This is a genomic window from Methylomonas sp. LW13, assembly GCF_016865255.1.
GTDB lineage: Bacteria > Pseudomonadota > Gammaproteobacteria > Methylococcales > Methylomonadaceae > Methylomonas.
On the sequence record NZ_CP033381.1, the window covers coordinates 4302710 to 4320916 of the forward strand.

The window sequence follows — 18207 nt, forward strand, 5'->3', positions numbered from 1 at the left end:
TATTAGTCTTAACAACACAAAACCGTACTCTGTCTCATCAACAGATTACCAGGAGGAAACATATGAAGAAGCCTGTAAAAAACTGGCTGCTTGCTTCGACTGTAGCGACTTTACTTGCTGCACCAACTGTCTCTACCGCTAACAGCGATGTTGAAAAACTGACACAAGACCCAGCCAACTGGGCTACATGGGGCGGAGATTACGCCGGCACACGTTACAGCAAGCTGTCGCAAATCAACGCTCAAAACGTTAAAAACCTGCAACCAGCCTGGTCTTTTTCTACAGGTGTTTTGCGTGGTCATGAAGGCGGCCCTTTGGTTGTTAACGGCGTCATGTTCATCCACACTCCGTTCCCAAACACCGTTTACGCGATCGACCAAAAAACTAAAGCAGTCATCTGGGAATTTACCCCAACCATGGACGCTGACGTCACCATCCCAGTAATGTGCTGCGATACCGTTAACCGCGGTTTGGCTTACGGCGACGGCAAAATCTTCCTGCAACAATCAGACACCGTACTGACTGCGCTGGATGCCAAAACCGGTAAGCGCGTATGGAGTGTTCAAAACGGCGACCCAAAATTGGGTATGACCAACACCAACGCACCATTGGTTGTTAAAGATAAAGTCATTACCGGTATTTCCGGCGGCGAATTCGGCGTACGCGGCTTCTTGGCTGCTTACAACATCCGCACCGGCCAGCTGGAATGGAAAGGCTACAGTATGGGTCCGGATAAAGACACCCTGTTGAAACCAGGCAAATCCACCACTTGGCAAGACGGCAAAGTCACCCCTGTTGGCGCTGACTCTGGCACCAGCACCTGGAAAGGCGACCAATGGAAAATCGGCGGCGGCACTACCTGGGGCTGGTATTCTTACGATCCTAAACTGAACTTGGTTTACTACGGTTCAGGCAACCCATCTACCTGGAACCCTGTACAACGTCCAGGCGACAACAAATGGTCCATGTCTTTGTGGGCGCGTGACGCCGACACCGGTGAAGTTAAATGGGTTTACCAAATGACTCCACATGACGAATGGGACTATGACGGTATCAACGAAACCGTTCTGGTTGACCAAGAAGTAAAAGGCAAAATGCACAAAACTATCGTGCATTTCGACCGTAACGGCTTCGGTTATACCCTGGACCGCGAAACCGGCGAATTGTTGGTTGCTGAGAAATTCGACAAATCCGTCAACTGGGCGTCTCACGTCGATCTGAAATCAGGCCGTCCTGAAGTAGTGCCAGAGTTTTCTACCGAGCACAACGGTGAAGACGTCAACACTGTAGGTACTTGCCCTGCGGCGTTGGGTTCTAAAAACCAACAACCTGTTTCTTACTCTCCACAAACCGGCCTGTTCTACATTTCGGGCAACCATTTGTGCATGGAGTACGAACCGTTTGAAGTTTCATACACTGCTGGCCAACCTTATGTAGGTGCTACGCTGTCCATGATGCCTGCCGGCGCTGACGTGCTGACCGGTAAAAAAGACGGCACCACCAACTTGGGTCAGTTCACCGCTTATGACGCTAAAACCGGCAAAATCGCTTGGTCCAACAAAGAGCAATTCTCTGTATGGTCAGGTTCGGTTGCTACCGCTGGCGGCGTCGTATTCTACGGCACCCTGGAAGGCTACCTGAAAGCAGTTGATGCTAAAACCGGTAAAGAATTGTACAAATTCAAAACCCCATCAGGCATCATCGGCAACGTCAATACTTGGGAATTTGAAGGCAAACAATACGTTGGCGTTCTGTCAGGTATCGGCGGTTGGGCTGGTATCGGTATCGCTGCCGGTATCGACGACGGTACTTCTGCATCCAGCTCAGAAGGTTTGGGCGCGGTGGGTGCATACAGAAGCTTGAGCTCTTACACCAAATTGGGTGGTACACTGACTGTGTTCGCTCTGCCTAACTAAGATCTAAGTCATTAGATTTCAGTAAAGCAAGCCTTGGCCGAGTAATCGGCCAAGGCTTTTTTACGTATAGACCCCAGCTAAAAGGAAACTGCGATGAAAATGTTCTCAACCGCCTCAAGACTGTTCATGACGGCGACCTTGGCGTTAGCCACTATTTCCGTGAACGCCCAAGATAAATTCCGGGTTTGCGCCGACCCGTTAAACCCGCCCTATTCGACCAAAGAACAAACCGGCTACGAAAACAAAATTGCCGCCCTATTTGCCGAACAGTTAGGGCAGGAACTGGAATATACCTGGCTACCGGAACGAATCGGCTTCATCCGCAACACACTGAAAGCCGAGAACGATAACGGCGAAGGCTTTAAATGCGATGTAGTGATGGGCGTGCCAGCCGGCTACGATCTTACCGATACCAGCAAACCCTACTTCCACTCGACTTATGTGCTGCTGATTGCCAAAGGCCGCGGCTGGGACGATATTAAAGACAGTGCACAACTAGCCAATCTCCCATTGGACAGACAGGAAAAACTGAAAATAGCGATGTTCGACCGCGGCCCAGGTACCGACTGGCTGCAAAAAAGCGGCTTGCTGGAGCAAGGGATTCCCTACCAAAGCATGACCGGAGACAGCGAACACAACACCGCCATGCAAATCGAAAAAGACTTACGTGCCAAGAAAATAGACATGGTGATACTTTGGGGACCAATGGCGGGTTATGTGCAATCACAAGCCCCCAAAGGCAGTTATATTGCTATACCTATGCAATCTTCACCGGGCTTAAAGTTTGATTTTTCAATAGCCATGGGCCTGCGCCAAGGCGACAACAAACGTAAGCAACAACTGGATGATTTGATCGACAAAAACCTGGATAAAATCCAGGCCATCATCGCAAGTTACGACATCGCTGTATTGCCGATCCCCGCAGAAACCGGCAAAAAAGACGACGATTGAAATGCCCTTTAAGAGCTAACGTCCAAACAATCTAACCAGATGCGCAAAATGTCCGGCTTTATCATCGGTTAATTGCGACCAATCGAACCGCCAGCGCCAATTTCCTTCGGTTGTGCCTGGCGTGTTCATTCTATCGGGTGATCCCAACTTCAGAATATCCTGCATCGGTATCACCGCCAGATTGGCAACCGAGCCTAACGCGGCATGAATCAAGGCACTGGGCATGGGCAGGCTAGACCAGCCAAGATAATCGTATATACGCTGTTTCTCGCCGTCATTAAGCCCTTCGAACCAGCCCAGCGTGGTATCGTTATCGTGGGTACCGGTGTAAACCACGCTATTTTTCTGATAATTGCAGGGCAAATAAGGATTGCGACTATCGTCGCCGAAAGCAAACTGCAAAATTTTCATGCCCGGCAAATCGAAATCGTCGCGCAAAGCTTCTACGTCTTCGGTAATAATCCCAAGATCTTCTGCCACCAAGGATAGCGAGGCAAATTGCTCCTGAATAGCCGCCAGCAATTCCGCACCCGGCGCTTTAACCCAACGCCCGTTGATAGCGGTATGCTCGCTGGCCGGAATCTCCCATGCCGCCTCTAAGCCGCGAAAATGATCGATTCGCAAAATATCGAACATTTCGTACTGGGATTTGATTCTATCTAACCACCATTTAAAATCGGTTTTCTGCAAATATTTCCAGTCATAGTGCGGGTTCCCCCAACGCTGACCGTTCTCAGAGAAATAATCGGGCGGCACGCCGGCCACGACATCCATTTCGCCCAAATCGTTAAGTTTGAAGACCGCCCGGTTCGCCCAAACATCGGCACTGTCGTACGATACAAAGATCGGAATATCGCCAAACATCAGTACGCCATGTTTGGCGGCGTAATCTTTCAACTCGTGCCATTGCCGGAAAAACACATACTGCTCGAATTTGATCGTTTCGATCACAGCCTTCAGTAACTGCTTTGATTCATTCAGTGCGCCCGGCTCGCGTTGCTTCAGTGCGTCCGGCCATTGATTCCAGCTTTTATGTCCAAACACATTACGTAAGGCGATAAACAAGGCAAAGTCGTCCAGCCAATCGGCTTTTTCCACGCAGAACTGCTTAAAATCGTGCTGCTGCTCGGCATCAGCCAAGCTTTGAAAACCATAGAACGCTTTCGTTACCAAACAACTTTTGGTGTATTCGGCGTTGGTATGGCAATCGCCGCAACGGTCGGTAGTTTGCAGCCAACCCTTATCGGCTAGCCATTGAATGTTAATCAGGGCAGGATTGCCGGCATGTGCCGACAAGCACTGGTAAGGTGAACCGTCGCCATGCGTCATGCCCAGCGGCAAGGTCTGCCAGACGGTAGCACCTATATCGTGCAGAAAATTAACAAAATTGAAGGCTTCCTTACCCAAATCACCACACTCTCCACGGCCCGGGAGCGATGTTATATGTAACAAAACACCTGCGCGGCGTTTATCCAAGAGAGCACCCATGTTGTTTGTTCCATTTTATTATATTTGAATACCGCGCCGCATTGCGCCGCCCATCGCTGGACTGCCGCAGCCTTGTGTAAACGACAAGGCCAGATAGGGCGGCGGCTCTTCGCCCAGTAAACGATATAGATTGCTCAAATTAAGCCGATACTGTTTTTCAAAATCGCTGACCGCTTCGCCGGGATTATAATCACCGAACCACCAAAACCAATCCGACCCCTCGCAGACGCCCAATTGCACCTGTGCGGCAGCCAATTGTTGCTCGGAGAGTTTGCCGTTGGCGACCGCTTTGTCGAAAGCGTTTTTGACATCAGCCAACATCTCCCAGCCGCAGTTCTTATCGGCATCGCCGATCCAAGTCGAAAACGTACCATACACCCAACTACCGGCCACCAATTTCGGCAAGGACCCAGACTGGGGAGCGGCACTATCCAGATAGTCAGAAAAAGTGGTTAATTCGATACGCGGATGTTCGCTAAGCCGCTTATACAGCGCACTAAGAAAATGATACCCGTTATCCGGAAAATATTCCCAGGCATTTTCGCCATCCATGATTATCGAAACCAGGGGCGTCTGTGGCTCATAATCGGCGATATTTTCCAAGTGCTGAATCAGATCAGCCACCGCATCATCAGCATGCCATTTTGAATATTCAAATCCGATTAAATCCGACAAGCCGTCGTCCCGAAAAAAACAGGCGATCTCCGCAGAACCCAGCTTAAAGGGGCGATGCACAGTAACTGCTTCGCCAAGCGCGCTGGCGCGTATGCTGTTATGCAAGACATTACCGCCACTGGCGGCCCATTTGAAACCAAAATCAGCTAACACTTCCAGGGTCCGCTGACTGATACTGCCTTCAGACGGCCAGCACCCTTGCGGTTCGAAACCGAAAAAATGCCGAAAGGTCGCTAAGCCTTTTTGCAAATGCCAACGCACGCGCTCTTCACCACCGGGGTAATGACTAATACCCGGCAAGGTTACGCCAGGCATTGCCTCGCGGGCACTGTCTATCTCGAGCATCAACGGCATGATGGGGTGCGCATAAGGCGTCACCGACAGTTCGATGCGGCCTTTTCTAGCCAAAGCCTTATAGCGGTAGATAACTTTCGACAACAGATCGCGAATAATTTCAACAATCTCGATCCTGTCATGCAGACTAAAGCCGCTGCCTTTTTCGATTAAGCGTTTGACGCGGTTATCTTTGAGTTTGACCGTCTCGCCCATCCAGACCAAGTGATACCAGACCAAAATGTCGGAAATAAATTGCGCATTCAGGTAATTGACCGAGTCCTGGTGAGCTTCAATCCAGTCTGCCATATTGGTTAGCTTACGAAAAGCCGGATAGCGTTCGATCTGCCGCTCCCGGTTGGCTTTTCGGCAATCGCGTAACAACTTTAAGCGCTTTTCCGGATCGGCGGAAACCGAAGGTTCGACCAAAGCAGCCAACAGAGGGTCCTTGATGGCAATTCTATCGTGCAAATAGCCGTTGACTTGGTTGGAATAATCTTCGATCTGCTCCAATAGGATAGGAGCAAAATTCACCACCGCTTTAGCCCCCGGCACGGCTTCCAGATGCGCGACCATATCCACATAATCCTTGATCACATGCAGATAGGTCCACGGCAACTTGAATTCGCCGCTCTGCATGTCTCGGTACTCAGGCTGGTGCATGTGCCAGCAGAGCACCAGCTTAAGCTTTTTATCGGACATAATTCCGTCTTTGTCCCAGCATATCGGATGTCACCAACACCACGCCGCCCTCGCTGACATGAAAACGTTTTTCGTCTTCCGCCCGGTCCTCGCCGATCACGGTACCTTCCGGTATTTGACAACCCTTTTCGATGATGGCTTTGGTAATCCGGCAATGTCTACCGACATTCACTTCGGGCAAAATCACTGAATCCTGCACCGAGCTGTAGGAGTTAACACGCACCATAGAGAACAGTAAGGAATGGCGCACCGTGGCGCCGGAAATCACGCAACCGCCGGAGACCATAGAGTCGATCGCCTGGCCGCGTCTATCGTCATCGTCAAACACAAATTTAGCCGGTGGCGTTTGCGCTTGATAGGTCCAGATCGGCCAAGTATTGTCGTACAAATTCATATCGGGTTTGACACCGACCAATTCCATATTGGCCGCCCAATAGGCATCGATGGTTCCCACATCGCGCCAATAGCTTTGCTGGCCGCTTTGTAAATCGAGGAACGGATAGGCGTTGACCCGATATTTTTCGATCACCGACGGAATGATGTCCTTACCAAAATCACGGCTGGAGCCTTTGGTATCGGCATCTTTGATCAGTTGTTCGAACAAGAAACCGGCATTGAAAATATAAATACCCATGGAAGCCAACGCCGTGTTTTCCCGGCCGGGCATCACCGGCGGATTTTCGGGCTTTTCCACAAACGCCTTCACCCGGCGATTTTCATCGACGTGCATTACACCAAACGCCTTAGCGTCTTCCAGTGAGACTTCTATACAACCGATCGTCAGATCGGCCTTATTGGCAACGTGATCGGCCAGCATCACCGAATAGTCCATCTTGTAAATATGATCACCAGCCAATACCAATACAAACTCAGGATTACGGGCCCGCAAGATGTCGATGTTCTGATATATCGCATCGGCGGTGCCTTGGTACCAGGAATGTTCGTCATGCCGTTGTTGCGCCGGCATCAAGTCGACATATTCACCAAACTCGCCGCGCAAAAAACCCCAACCCTGCTGGATGTGGCGAATTAGCGAATCAGCTTTATACTGGGTAAGGATACCGATCTTGCGAATGTCGGAGTTAATACAGTTGGATAGAGGAAAGTCGATGATACGGAATTTACCGCCAAACGGCACCGCCGGCTTGGCCCGCCAGTCGGTCATATCCTTCAGCCGCGATCCGCGTCCGCCAGCCAGAATTAACGCAATGGTGTTGCGGGTTAAATCATTGACCCGTCTCTCCGTTTGATGTGTATCGACGACTGACATGTGTATCCTCTTTCAATTAAATAAGCTTTACCGCCCAAAACCGACTGCAACCGACATTTCACAGATTTCTCTACCTGCCACTTGCCGCGTAGAGCCATTATCGTTACTCTTCACGGAAAAGTAAAAACTCAAGCGATTTGATGCTGAAAAGTCGGTCATTACCAAAATTGCTATTCCTGCCAACCGATAACTAACTATAACTGAGGCATTGCAAAATGAACAAGCCAAGCAAAACCAACACGCTTGATTCAGAACTAATCAAACTCACCGAAGCAAAGCATCACGATCCTTTCGCCCTGCTAGGCCGTCATGGTCAAGGCCGCGATAACGTCATCAGAGTGTATTTGCCCTACGCGGAAACCGTAAGAATCAACAGTCCCAAAGGCCCAGAATTCTCTCGTATTCCCGACACCGATTTTTTCGAATACCATCCGGGCAACGAAGCCATCCCCGAGCATTACCCATTATTTTGGACGGACAAGGACGGCTACGACCATCAACACTACGACCCATACTGCTTCGGCCCGGTGCTGCCGGAATTCGACCAACATTTGTTTGCCGAGGGTCGGCATTGGCATATTTACAAAAAGCTTGGCTCGCATCTGCACAGCGTTGCCGATATTCCCGGCGTACATTTTGCGGTTTGGGCGCCGAACGCACAGCGGGTCAGCGTGATCGGCGACTTCAATCGCTGGGACGGCCGCTGCCATCCGATGCGCAGCTTGGGCAGTAGCGGTATCTGGGAAATTTTCATTCCCGGCCTGTCTGCCGGCTGCTTGTACAAGTTTGAAATTCTGAATCGCCATACCGGCCAACTGCTAGTCAAAACCGACCCTTACGGCCAGCAATTCGAATTCCGTCCGCAAACCGCCGCGATTGTCACAGTAGAAGACAGCTATACCTGGCAAGACGGCAGCTGGATGGACCACCGTCCGCAGCACGACTGGCTGCATCAGCCGATGTCGATTTACGAGGTACACTTGGGCTCCTGGCGGCGCGACCATCGCGGCAATTTCCTGAATTATCGCGAGCTTGCCGAGCAGTTGGTGGATTACGTCAAGGAACTGGGGTTTACTCATATCGAGTTATTGCCGGTCACCGAACACCCTCTGGACATTTCCTGGGGTTATCAAACCACCGGTTATTTTGCGCCGACCAGCCGCCACGGCACGCCGGACGATTTCCGTTATTTTGTCGACCACTGCCATCAAAACGGCATCGGCGTAATTTTGGATTGGGTGCCCGCCCACTTTCCAAAAGACAACTTCGCTCTGGGCCGCTTCGACGGCACGCCGCTTTACGAACACGAAGACCCACGTAAAGGCGAGCACCGCGACTGGGGCACCTTGATTTACAACTACAGCCGCAACGAAGTGAAAAACTTCCTGCTGTCCAGCGCCTTCTTCTGGCTGGAGGAATTCCACCTCGACGGCCTGCGGGTCGATGCGGTGGCGTCGATGCTGTATCTGGACTACTCGCGCGACGCCAACGACTGGATTCCGAACATGTACGGCGGTAACGAAAACCTGGAAGCCATCGACTTCCTGCGTCAAATGAATACCGTCACCCACGAGCAGCATCCCGGCACGGTGATCATGGCCGAGGAATCGACCTCGTGGCCGCAAGTGACTCGGCCCACCTGGACCGGTGGCTTGGGCTTCTCGATGAAGTGGAACATGGGCTGGATGCACGACATTCTGCATTACATGCAGGAACAACCGATCCACCGCTCATACCATCATGATTCGCTGACTTTCGGCCTGCTTTACGCATTCACAGAAAACTTTGTGCTGCCGTTCTCGCACGACGAAGTGGTGCACGGCAAAGGCTCGATGTTGAATAAGATGCCGGGCGATGAATGGCAACGCTTTGCCAATTTGCGTCTACTGTACACGATGATGTTTACTTATCCGGGCAAAAAATTGTTGTTCATGGGTTGCGAATTCGGCCAAGGCACCGAGTGGAGTTGCAACCGTACGCTTGATTGGTACGTATTGGACTATCCGCATCACAAAGGCCTGCAAACCCTGGTTAAAGACTTGAATAAACTCTATTCCAGCCATACCGCCCTGCACCGTTACGACTTCGACCATCACGGATTTGAATGGATCGATTGCCACGACTATCAACAATCTATCATTAGTTATCGCCGCAAATCGGCGCATGAAGATTTGATCGTGATCCTGAACTTCACCCCGGTCCCGCGCGAAAGTTACCGGATCGGCGTACCTAATCCCGGCACCTATTACGAGATTTTCAATTCCGATTCTCAATATTACGACGGCAGCAACCTTGGCAATGGCTCGGTGTTGTCAGAACCGCAACCCTGGATGAACCAAGACCACTCCATTTCCGTCACCTTGCCGCCCCTGGCCGGTATTATTTTGAAAATGTAGTTTTAGCGCCATGAAAAAAATTCTGTTCGCGAGCAGCGAAACCCACCCCTTGATCAAGACCGGCGGCCTGGCGGATGTCGCCGGCAGCCTGCCTCTGGCCCTGGCCGCGTTGGGCCAGGACGTGCGCATCATCATGCCCAATTACCAGGGCATCAAGAACTGCGAACCCGGCCGTTACCTATGCACGGTGCGAGTCAACAATTGCGACGTTAACCTACTGGAAACCCGCTTGCCGGACAGTGATGTCATCGTCTGGCTGGTGGATTATCCGCCGTTCTTTAATTTTCCGGGTAACCCATACCTTGATGAAGCCGGACGCCCCTGGCCGAACATTGGTGAGCGCTTTGCGCTGTTTTGCCGCATCATCGTCGAAGTGGCCACCAACCGGGCTTATTTAGACTGGCACGCCGACATTGTGCATTGCAACGATTGGCAAACCGGATTGGTACCGGCACTGCTGTCATTGGAACCCAACCCGCCGGCGACGATTTTTACCATTCACAATATGGCCTACCAAGGACTGTTTCCCGGCAGCACCTACGCCCAGTTAAATCTGCCAGGACAATTACTCCACCCGGACGGTCTGGAATTCCACGGCATGCTGTCCTTTATCAAGGGCGGGTTGAGCTATTCCGACCGTATTACCACGGTGAGCCCCACTTATGCCCAGGAAATCCAGACCCCTGAATTCGGTTACGGCTTGGAAGGCTTGTTGGCGCATAAACAAAGCCAGTTACGCGGCATTCTGAACGGCATTGATGTGTCGGTCTGGAATCCGGCGAACGACGCCTATATCGCAAAGCCTTTCAGCGTCGATACCCTAAAAGACAAGCAAATCAATAAAGCGGCACTCCAACAACAACTGGGCTTGCCGGTGGAATCGGAAACGCCCTTGTTTGGTTTGATTGGCCGCTTGGTCGAACAAAAAGGTATCGATCTGGTACTAAGCTGTTTACAAGAGATGACCACCCTACCCTTGCAATTTGCCTTACTGGGCAGCGGCGATAAAAGCATCGAATACCGCCTGCAGGAATTTGCCCGCTTATATCCGGAAAAAGTATCCATCACCATTGGCTACGACGAACGCTTGGCGCATCAAATCGAAGCCGGCGCCGACATCTTCCTGATGCCTTCGCGCTTCGAACCTTGCGGCTTAAACCAAATGTATAGCCAATGCTATGGCACGATACCTATCGTCAGAAAGACCGGCGGCTTGGCAGACACGGTAGTCGACGCACTTCCGGAAAGTATTGCCAACGGCACCGCCAGCGGCATCTCGTTCAACGATGCGTCGGCGGCCGCGCTGATAGAAGCCATCAAACGCAGCCTGGTGTTATTCCACAATCGACCAGTCTGGAAGAAAATTCAACGTAACGCGATGCTCAAGGATTTCTCCTGGCAAAACAGTGCGAATCAATATCTCGCGCTTTACAATGAAATTTAAACCCTGCTTGGCCGGCTTGATGTTGATAGCCGGCCAAGCACTTGCCGACGAATCGGTGATAGAAGTGATCCCCCTGATGAACCGTCCGGCCTCCGACGTACGCGCTTTACTGGCACCGCTGCTGGATGCCGATGATCGCGTCATCGAGAACGGTGCCAGTCTGATCGTTAAAACCAATCCCGCCAAACTCGGCGAAATCCGGGCCGTCATTCAAAAACTCGACGCCCGGCTCAGCAATTTAGTCATCAGCGTCTTGCAAACCAGTAGCAAAACCGCAGCCGAATTGAACGCAGAAGCGGCCATTGCCGCCACGCCGAATAGGATTCAGATGCACGGCATGATGGGCAACAGCGAAGACTTGCGAAACCGGCAACAACACCAACAATTACGCACCCTGGAAGGCCAGGCGGCCCATATCAAAACCGGACAGGTCCGGCCGGTGCAAAATTACAGCGTATACGACCCGGGCTATGGTTACGGCTCCGCGGTGAGCAGCAATACCCAGATGATTGAAGCCAGTACCGGCTTCGCTGTTACGCCGCGCTTGGCCGGCAACCAGGTCACTCTCGATATAGAACCGTGGTCGGATAGCTTTCAGCGCAACGGCCACATCGAAACCCAATCCGCTCACACCACTTTACGCGCCAATCTCGGCGAATGGGTGGAAATTGCCGGCAACACCGACACTGAACAATCCGACAATCACGGCTTCAACAGTTTCAACCACAGCACCCGGCAAAATGCTTTACGCATTCTGATCAAAGTCGATCAAGCCGATTAATCCGGACCCGCCCTAAACGACAATCCGACCAGATAGCCTCATGGCATTATTTTCGGAATCTGTGCGCGGCAACATAATATCAATATCGACATTGGCGGAAAGCGCATACTTATTGGTTATGATGGCCCGACAAATTCATGCCGATAGCCTTATGAGCATTACTGCCAAATGTTCCGCCACCGTTCTGACATATTTTCTTACGATTATATGTCTGGCAACATCCGGATGGGTATCCGCCCAGGAAACACTGCGGGTGCTCAGTTGGGACGGTTACGCCGATAGTGAAGTGGTTTCGGCATTCCAGCAGCGGTTCGACGTGGCGATAGAGTTAACCCTGGTAACGTCCGACGACGACCTTTGGCAGAAAATCAATGGTGGCAACTATGACGTATTTGCTGTCAATACTGCGGAATTGCAGCGTTATATCGATCAAGGCCTGAGCAGGCCGATCAGCATGACAAATATTCCCAACCATGCCCGGCAGTTGCCGCGTTTCCAAAACTTGCAAGCCATCCCCGGCCTGGTTCGCGGGAACGACACGTATGCTGTCCCTTACACCTACTCGGAAATGGGGCTGATCTATAACCGCAAACTCATTAACACTCCCCCCCAATCCATGTCGGCTATGTGGGACCCAGCCTATCGGGACCGAGTATTGGCTTTTAACGCCAGTAATCACAATTTCTCCATAGTCGGCTTATTAAGGGGCGTATCCAATCCGTTCCGGATGACAGATCCCGAGCTAAAACAGGCCGCTCGCGAATTGGCCAAGTTACGCCGTAATGTGCTGACCTTTTACGCGACCGCGGAGGAAGCGACCAGGCTTTTTGTCAAATATGACATAGCCTTGATTTTCGGTAATTACGGCACCCAGCAACTGAAAGCTCTGCGCGAAGCAGGTGCAGACATTGGTTATGTGATTCCCCGCGAAGGTGCGTTGGCCTGGCTGGATTGCTGGGCCATCACCCAAAATAGCCGGAACCCCGAGTTGGCAGAAAAATGGATTAATTACACCTTGGAAAAATCGGTCAGCGAACGACTCACCCAGCAACACGGCTTGGCAAACACCATTACAGCGCCGGAGAACGACAACACCCAAAACCAACCCATTATTTGGCTGGAACCGATACTCGATCCGCTGGCGCGCAAAACGCTATGGGATAGAATCATTTCCGGTGAAGCACCCGAGGCATTTTAAGTGCGCTCCAGCATAGGCATAAAACTGGGTTTCTGGCTGGCATTGCTGGGCACGCTATCGACAGGCCTGACCGGTTATTATGTCTACGACCGCAGCCGGGCCATGCTGGTGGGAATCGCCAAGGATAAACTGCTCAACGACACCCAAGCCGTGGGAAACCGATTTGCCGATGCGTTGGCAGCTACCGCCAGCAGCGTCAAGTTTCTAAGCAATTTGCCGGTCAGCGCCGACATTGTCTCGGCAACACCTGACGCAAAGTTGGGCATACGTAAAAATCAATTGGCAGAGATTTTTGTCAGCTTGCTGAATGCCCATCCCGAATACAGTCAAATCCGTTTGATCGACACGCAGCATTACGGCAAGGAATTAGTCAGAGTCGATAGAGATCAAGACAGCCTCAAAGTGATTGCCGACGCGCAGTTACAAGAGAAAAACCATTTTCCTTACGTATTCGAAACCGTGCCGCTGGCTGCGGAGCAATATTACGTTTCGGAAATCAATTTAAATCAGGAATTAGGCACTCACCTGGGATTTGGTAAACCCACACTGCGGATAGCGATGCCGATCAAGTCGGCCACTACTACCATCGCAGTAATCGTCATCAATGTCGATTTACAAGGGCTATTCGAGCAAGTACGCGGCAATATTCCCGACGATATTGAATTGCTGCTCAGCAACGACAGAGGAGACTATTTAATTCACCCCGACGCGGCAAAAACCTTTGGCTTTGAAAGCGGCCGCAGTTTCCTGATTCAGAATGACATCCCGAACGTAAAAGCGATTCTGGCTGGCAAACTAGCGCATTCGGTATTCGCGACCAGCGATACGCAAAGCTTGGCCACTTCTTCACTCGCCGCTTTCGTAAAACTGCCGTTGGGCTCGGAAAGCAGCGGACGCTTCGCCATGCTGGGTTTATATACGCCGCTGAAAAACGTTTTGCAGGAAAGTAAAGCTCTGGGAGTGAGCGTTATCGAAATAACCTTGTTGTTCAGCCTGCTGGCAAGTGCAATTTCGCTAATGTTGGCGCGCGTCCTGGCAAAACCGCTCAATTCAATGACCACCGCGATCGGTCAATTCAAGCTGGGCACGCCGCTGACCGGGTTACCGACGCACCGTAACGACGAAATCGGCTATCTGGCGAATAGTTTCATGTCGATGACCGAACAATTAAACTCGCAAATAGCCGAGTTACATGCCTCCGAAGCTAAGTTGCATGCCATTCTCGACAACGCCCCCGTCGGCATTTGGTTGGCCGACCTTGATACGCGCTTTTTATTTGTAAACCATACTTTTTGCGATGCCCTTGGCCTGCCGGAAACCCGTTTAATTGCCAACGAACCATTGGCCGAGTTGTTCGGCGCGGAGATCGCAGCCCGTTTTTTAAGTGCCGATCAAGCGTGTTTAGCGCAAGCAAATCAAGCACATCAATCCCTCGAGCAAATAAAATTTGCCGATGGCAAACGGCACACCATACAAATAACCCGCACGCCATTGCAAGACATCAACAAAGAGACGGTCGGCATCATCGGCATAGCCATGGATATTACTGACCGCCAACAAGCGGCCAATCGTGAGCGCGCCCATAACCATGTTCTGGAATTAGTATCCAAAGGCGCGGCACTGCCGGAGATCCTGCAAGCGGTGGTATTGGGTGTAGAGGCCCAAAATCCTGACTTAATTTGTTCGATATTGCTATTAAATAACGAAGGTAATCGCTTGTTCATAGGCTCTGCACCGCATCTACCCGACTTCTACAATTCTGCTGTAGACGGCCTTTACGTAGGCCCCGGTGTCGGCTCATGCGGTACGGCTGCGTATTTCGGCCAGCGAGTCATTGTCGAAGATATTCAAAACCATACTTATTGGGCGCCGTTTACCGAGCTTGCGGCTAGGGCCGGTTTAGGGTCGTGCTGGTCTGAGCCGATACGTGGCGCGTCCGGCCAATTGTTGGGTACTTTTGGTATTTACCAGCGCCATCCTGCGGAGCCAGGGGCAGACGACATTCAGATGATTGAACAGGCCTCGCATTTGGCCGGCATTGCAATCGACCGCAGCCGCAGCAATGAAGAACTGCAATTGGCGTCCTTAGTCTATCAAAACAGCAGCGAAGCGATGGCCGTGACCGACGCACAAGGCATGATTATCAATGTCAATCCGGCTTTCACCGCTTTGACCGGCTACACATTGGACGAAGTCATCGGTAAAAACCATAACATTCTGAACTCGGCGCGGCAGGGCGAACAGTTTTATCAAGCCATGTGGCAAGCCATCAACAGTAGTGGTCACTGGAAAGGCGAAATTTGGAATCGTCGGAAGAACGGCGAGATATTTGCTGAGCAACTGACCATCAATACCATATTTAGCGCGGATGGCCTGCCGCAGCGGCGAGTTGCGCTATTTTCCGACATCACCCAAAAGAAGCAGTCCGAAGAACTGATCTGGACCCAAGCCAATTTCGATCCGCTCACCGGCCTGCCCAACCGCCGCATGTTTCATGACAGGCTGGATCAAGAAATCAAAAAGGCACATCGCAGCGGCTTGCAGGTCGCTTTGATATTGCTTGATCTGGACCGTTTCAAGGAAGTTAACGATACGCTGGGTCACGATATGGGCGATTTATTGTTAAAAGATGCCTCGCAACGGCTGCTGCATTGCGTACGCGATTCCGATACTGTCGCCCGATTGGGCGGCGACGAATTCACAGTCATCCTCGGCGAACTTGATGATGCTGAGGATGCCGAACGGGTGGTCAAAAACATCCTGCAAAGACTCGCCGAACCTTTTCAGCTGAAAAGCAAAGTGGCCTACATCTCGGCCAGTATCGGCATCACCCTGTACCCGAAGGACGCGGAGAGAATCGATACCTTAATAAAAAACGCCGATCAGGCAATGTACGCAGCGAAACACCAGGGCCGTAATCGCTATTGTTATTTCACTCCATCAATGCAGGAAGCCGCTCTAGCGCGCATGCTGATTGCCGACGATTTGCGCCATGCTTTGGAGGCCAACCAATTTGAAGTATATTACCAGCCGGTCGTGGAACTGGGATCCAGCGCCATCCATAAAGCCGAAGCGCTGATCCGCTGGCAACACCCGACACGGGGCATGGTCAGCCCCAGCGAATTTGTGCATATTGCCGAAGATATAGGCCTGATTGCCGAAATCGGTACTTGGGTATTTAAACAAGCGGCAGGACAGGTCAAACAATGGCGTGCAAGATACCATCCGGACTTTCAGATCAGCGTCAACAAATCGCCGATGCAGTTTTACGACGACCAGTCCCACGGCACTTGGCTGGAATACTTACAAACACTTGAGCTGCCGGGACAAAGCATCGTCGCGGAAATTACCGAGGGCTTGCTGCTGGACGCCAGTAATGTGGTGAAAGATCAATTACTGGCTTTTCGAGACGCAGGGATACAAGTATCGCTGGACGATTTCGGCACCGGCTATTCGTCGCTGGCTTATCTGAAGAAATTCGATATCGACTATCTGAAAATCGATCAGTCTTTCGTCGGCAATTTGTCGCCGAATTCCAGCGACAAAATTCTCTGCGAAGCGATTATCGTCATGGCGCACAAGCTGGGGATGAAAGTCATCGCGGAAGGCATAGAAACCGAACAACAACGCCAGCTACTGCTGGAAGCGGAGTGCGACTATGGGCAGGGCTATTTATTCTCCAAAGCCCTGCCGGCCGATGCGTTCGAGGAACTACTAATGCTTAATGCCTCAGGCACCAGCGCGCAGAACACAGTTATTTGATCTTCAATTTCAGTAAATGCACTCGCCGATTGTCGGCCCGCAATACCTCGAAACAGAAATCGTCCAGCTCCACCTTCTCGCCTTTCTTCGGAAAATGTTCTAGACGCTGCACGATTAAACCGCCTAGCGTGTCGTATTCGTCGTCTTCCAATGCGGCGGAAAAATAATCGTTGAATTCTTCGATGGGTGTCAGCGCGCTGACGATAAATTCTTTCTCGCTACGCTGAGAAATAAATTCTTGTACTTCGTCGTCATCGTGTTCGTCTTCAATCTTGCCGACGATTTGCTCCAGGACGTCTTCAATCGTCACCAAGCCGGCGGCATTGCCGTATTCGTCGACGACGATGGCCATGTGGTTGCGCTCGGTGCGAAATTCTTTTAGTAACACGTTTAAGCGTTTGCTTTCGGGCACCACGTTGACCGGGCGCATCACATCCTCGACTTTCAGGGTTTTATCCTTTAAAGCATGAGCCAGTAAATCCTTGGCCAGCAAAACACCAACCACCTTGCTGCGGTCTTCTTCGATGACGGGAAAACGGGAATGAGCAAATTCGACCACTAACGGAAAGATGGTTTCCAGTTCCGCTTCCCTAGGAACGACGACCATTTGTGAACGCGGAATCATGATGTCTCTGACCCGCATCTCCGCCACATGCATCACGCCTTCCATCATGGCCAGTGCGTCGGAGTCTAACAGATGTTTTTCTTGCGATTCTCTCAATATTTCCAGCAAGTCTTCCTGATCTTGCGGCTCCCCACTCAGAAAATGACCGATGCGCTCGATCAAACTCTTATGGGGTTGACTACTCGGGGGGTTACCATCGCTCATTGCTTTCCATCCTCCATATAAGGGTTTGCTATACCTAATTTGCTCAAAATCTCAATCTCTAATGCTTCCATTTGTTCGGCATCCTGATCCTCTATGTGGTCATACCCTAGCAAATGCAATACGCCGTGTATAGTGATATGCGCCCAATGGTGCTCGGGCAATTTATTTTGCTGCGCAGCTTCCAGCCCTATCAGCGGTGCACAAATCACCAAATCGCCCAGCAAGTCCATGTCCATGCCCGCCGGGGCTTCAAAGGGAAAGCTCAGGATGTTAGTCGGTCCGTTTTTATGCCGATACTGCTGATTCAGCTCTGCGCTTTCCACATCGTCGACCAAACGAATCACCAACTCGCAGTCCGCATCATCCTCAAAGCTTGCTAGCCCGGCGTCCACCCATTGCTGAAACTGCTCGAGTTCGGGATGAGGTGCCGAAGTAGCAATTTGCATGTCGATATAATTCATA

Annotated in this window: 12 protein-coding genes; 7 read left to right on the top strand and 5 right to left on the bottom strand. The window is 51.3% G+C overall.

The features are described from left to right. The first annotated feature begins 62 nt into the window (after positions 1–62). Together JL719_RS19385 and JL719_RS19390 are read left to right on the top strand one after the other, a co-directional pair. Positions 63–1916, top strand: coding sequence for a methanol/ethanol family PQQ-dependent dehydrogenase (locus JL719_RS19385; protein WP_033158350.1), 1854 nt, complete (start codon positions 63–65; stop codon positions 1914–1916). Positions 1917–2009: 93 nt separating this feature from the next. Next, positions 2010–2867: a quinoprotein dehydrogenase-associated putative ABC transporter substrate-binding protein gene (locus JL719_RS19390; protein ID WP_033158349.1), complete on the top strand. Its 858-nt coding sequence runs from the start codon at positions 2010–2012 to the stop codon at positions 2865–2867. A 15-nt stretch (positions 2868–2882) separates the two neighbouring features. Here JL719_RS19390 and malQ read toward each other — a convergent pair whose 3' ends face one another. The 3 genes from malQ to glgC are packed head-to-tail and all read right to left on the bottom strand — an operon-like array spanning position 2883 to position 7335. After that, positions 2883–4355 carry a 4-alpha-glucanotransferase gene (gene malQ / locus JL719_RS19395; RefSeq protein WP_033158348.1) on the bottom strand — a complete coding sequence of 491 codons (1473 nt, stop codon included), beginning with the start codon at positions 4353–4355 and terminating at the stop codon, positions 2883–2885. Between the two features lie 18 nt (positions 4356–4373). Then, a complete protein-coding gene (locus JL719_RS19400) occupies positions 4374–6065 on the bottom strand; it encodes a glycoside hydrolase family 57 protein (protein WP_033158347.1) in 1692 nt (563 codons plus the stop codon). Continuing rightward, positions 6055–7335 (bottom strand): glucose-1-phosphate adenylyltransferase, encoded by a 1281-nt coding sequence (gene glgC, locus JL719_RS19405; RefSeq protein ID WP_033158346.1) that lies wholly within the window; start codon positions 7333–7335, stop codon positions 6055–6057. The genes JL719_RS19400 and glgC overlap by 11 nt, the downstream gene beginning before the upstream one ends. A 215-nt stretch (positions 7336–7550) precedes the next feature. Between glgC and glgB the strand changes: the two genes are divergently transcribed. From glgB to JL719_RS19430, 5 genes are read left to right on the top strand one after another with little or no spacing between them, the layout of a single operon-like run. After that, positions 7551–9731, top strand: coding sequence for a 1,4-alpha-glucan branching protein GlgB (gene glgB, locus JL719_RS19410; protein ID WP_033158345.1), 2181 nt, complete (start codon positions 7551–7553; stop codon positions 9729–9731). A 10-nt stretch (positions 9732–9741) separates the two neighbouring features. Then, positions 9742–11175, top strand: a complete 1434-nt coding sequence (gene glgA, locus JL719_RS19415) for a glycogen synthase GlgA (protein WP_033158344.1) — start codon at positions 9742–9744, stop codon at positions 11173–11175. Next, on the top strand, positions 11165–11956 hold the full coding sequence (locus JL719_RS19420) for a secretin GspD/PilQ domain-containing protein (protein WP_033158343.1): 792 nt from the start codon (positions 11165–11167) through the stop codon (positions 11954–11956). The genes glgA and JL719_RS19420 overlap by 11 nt, the downstream gene beginning before the upstream one ends. A 40-nt stretch (positions 11957–11996) precedes the next feature. Continuing rightward, complete coding sequence (locus JL719_RS19425) at positions 11997–13154, top strand: extracellular solute-binding protein (protein ID WP_225892911.1); 1158 nt, start codon at positions 11997–11999, stop codon at positions 13152–13154. Continuing rightward, a complete protein-coding gene (locus JL719_RS19430; protein ID WP_051670298.1) occupies positions 13155–16916 on the top strand; it encodes an EAL domain-containing protein in 3762 nt (1253 codons plus the stop codon). Here JL719_RS19430 and JL719_RS19435 read toward each other — a convergent pair. Continuing rightward, positions 16909–17745: a CorC family transporter gene (locus JL719_RS19435; protein WP_033158342.1), complete on the bottom strand. Its 837-nt coding sequence runs from the start codon at positions 17743–17745 to the stop codon at positions 16909–16911. The two genes, JL719_RS19430 and JL719_RS19435, sit on opposite strands and share 8 nt — an antisense overlap. Beyond that, positions 17742–18206 carry an rRNA maturation RNase YbeY gene (ybeY, locus tag JL719_RS19440; RefSeq protein ID WP_033158341.1) on the bottom strand — a complete coding sequence of 155 codons (465 nt, stop codon included), beginning with the start codon at positions 18204–18206 and terminating at the stop codon, positions 17742–17744. Before ybeY ends, JL719_RS19435 begins: the two co-directional genes overlap by 4 nt. Position 18207 lies beyond the last annotated feature (1 nt).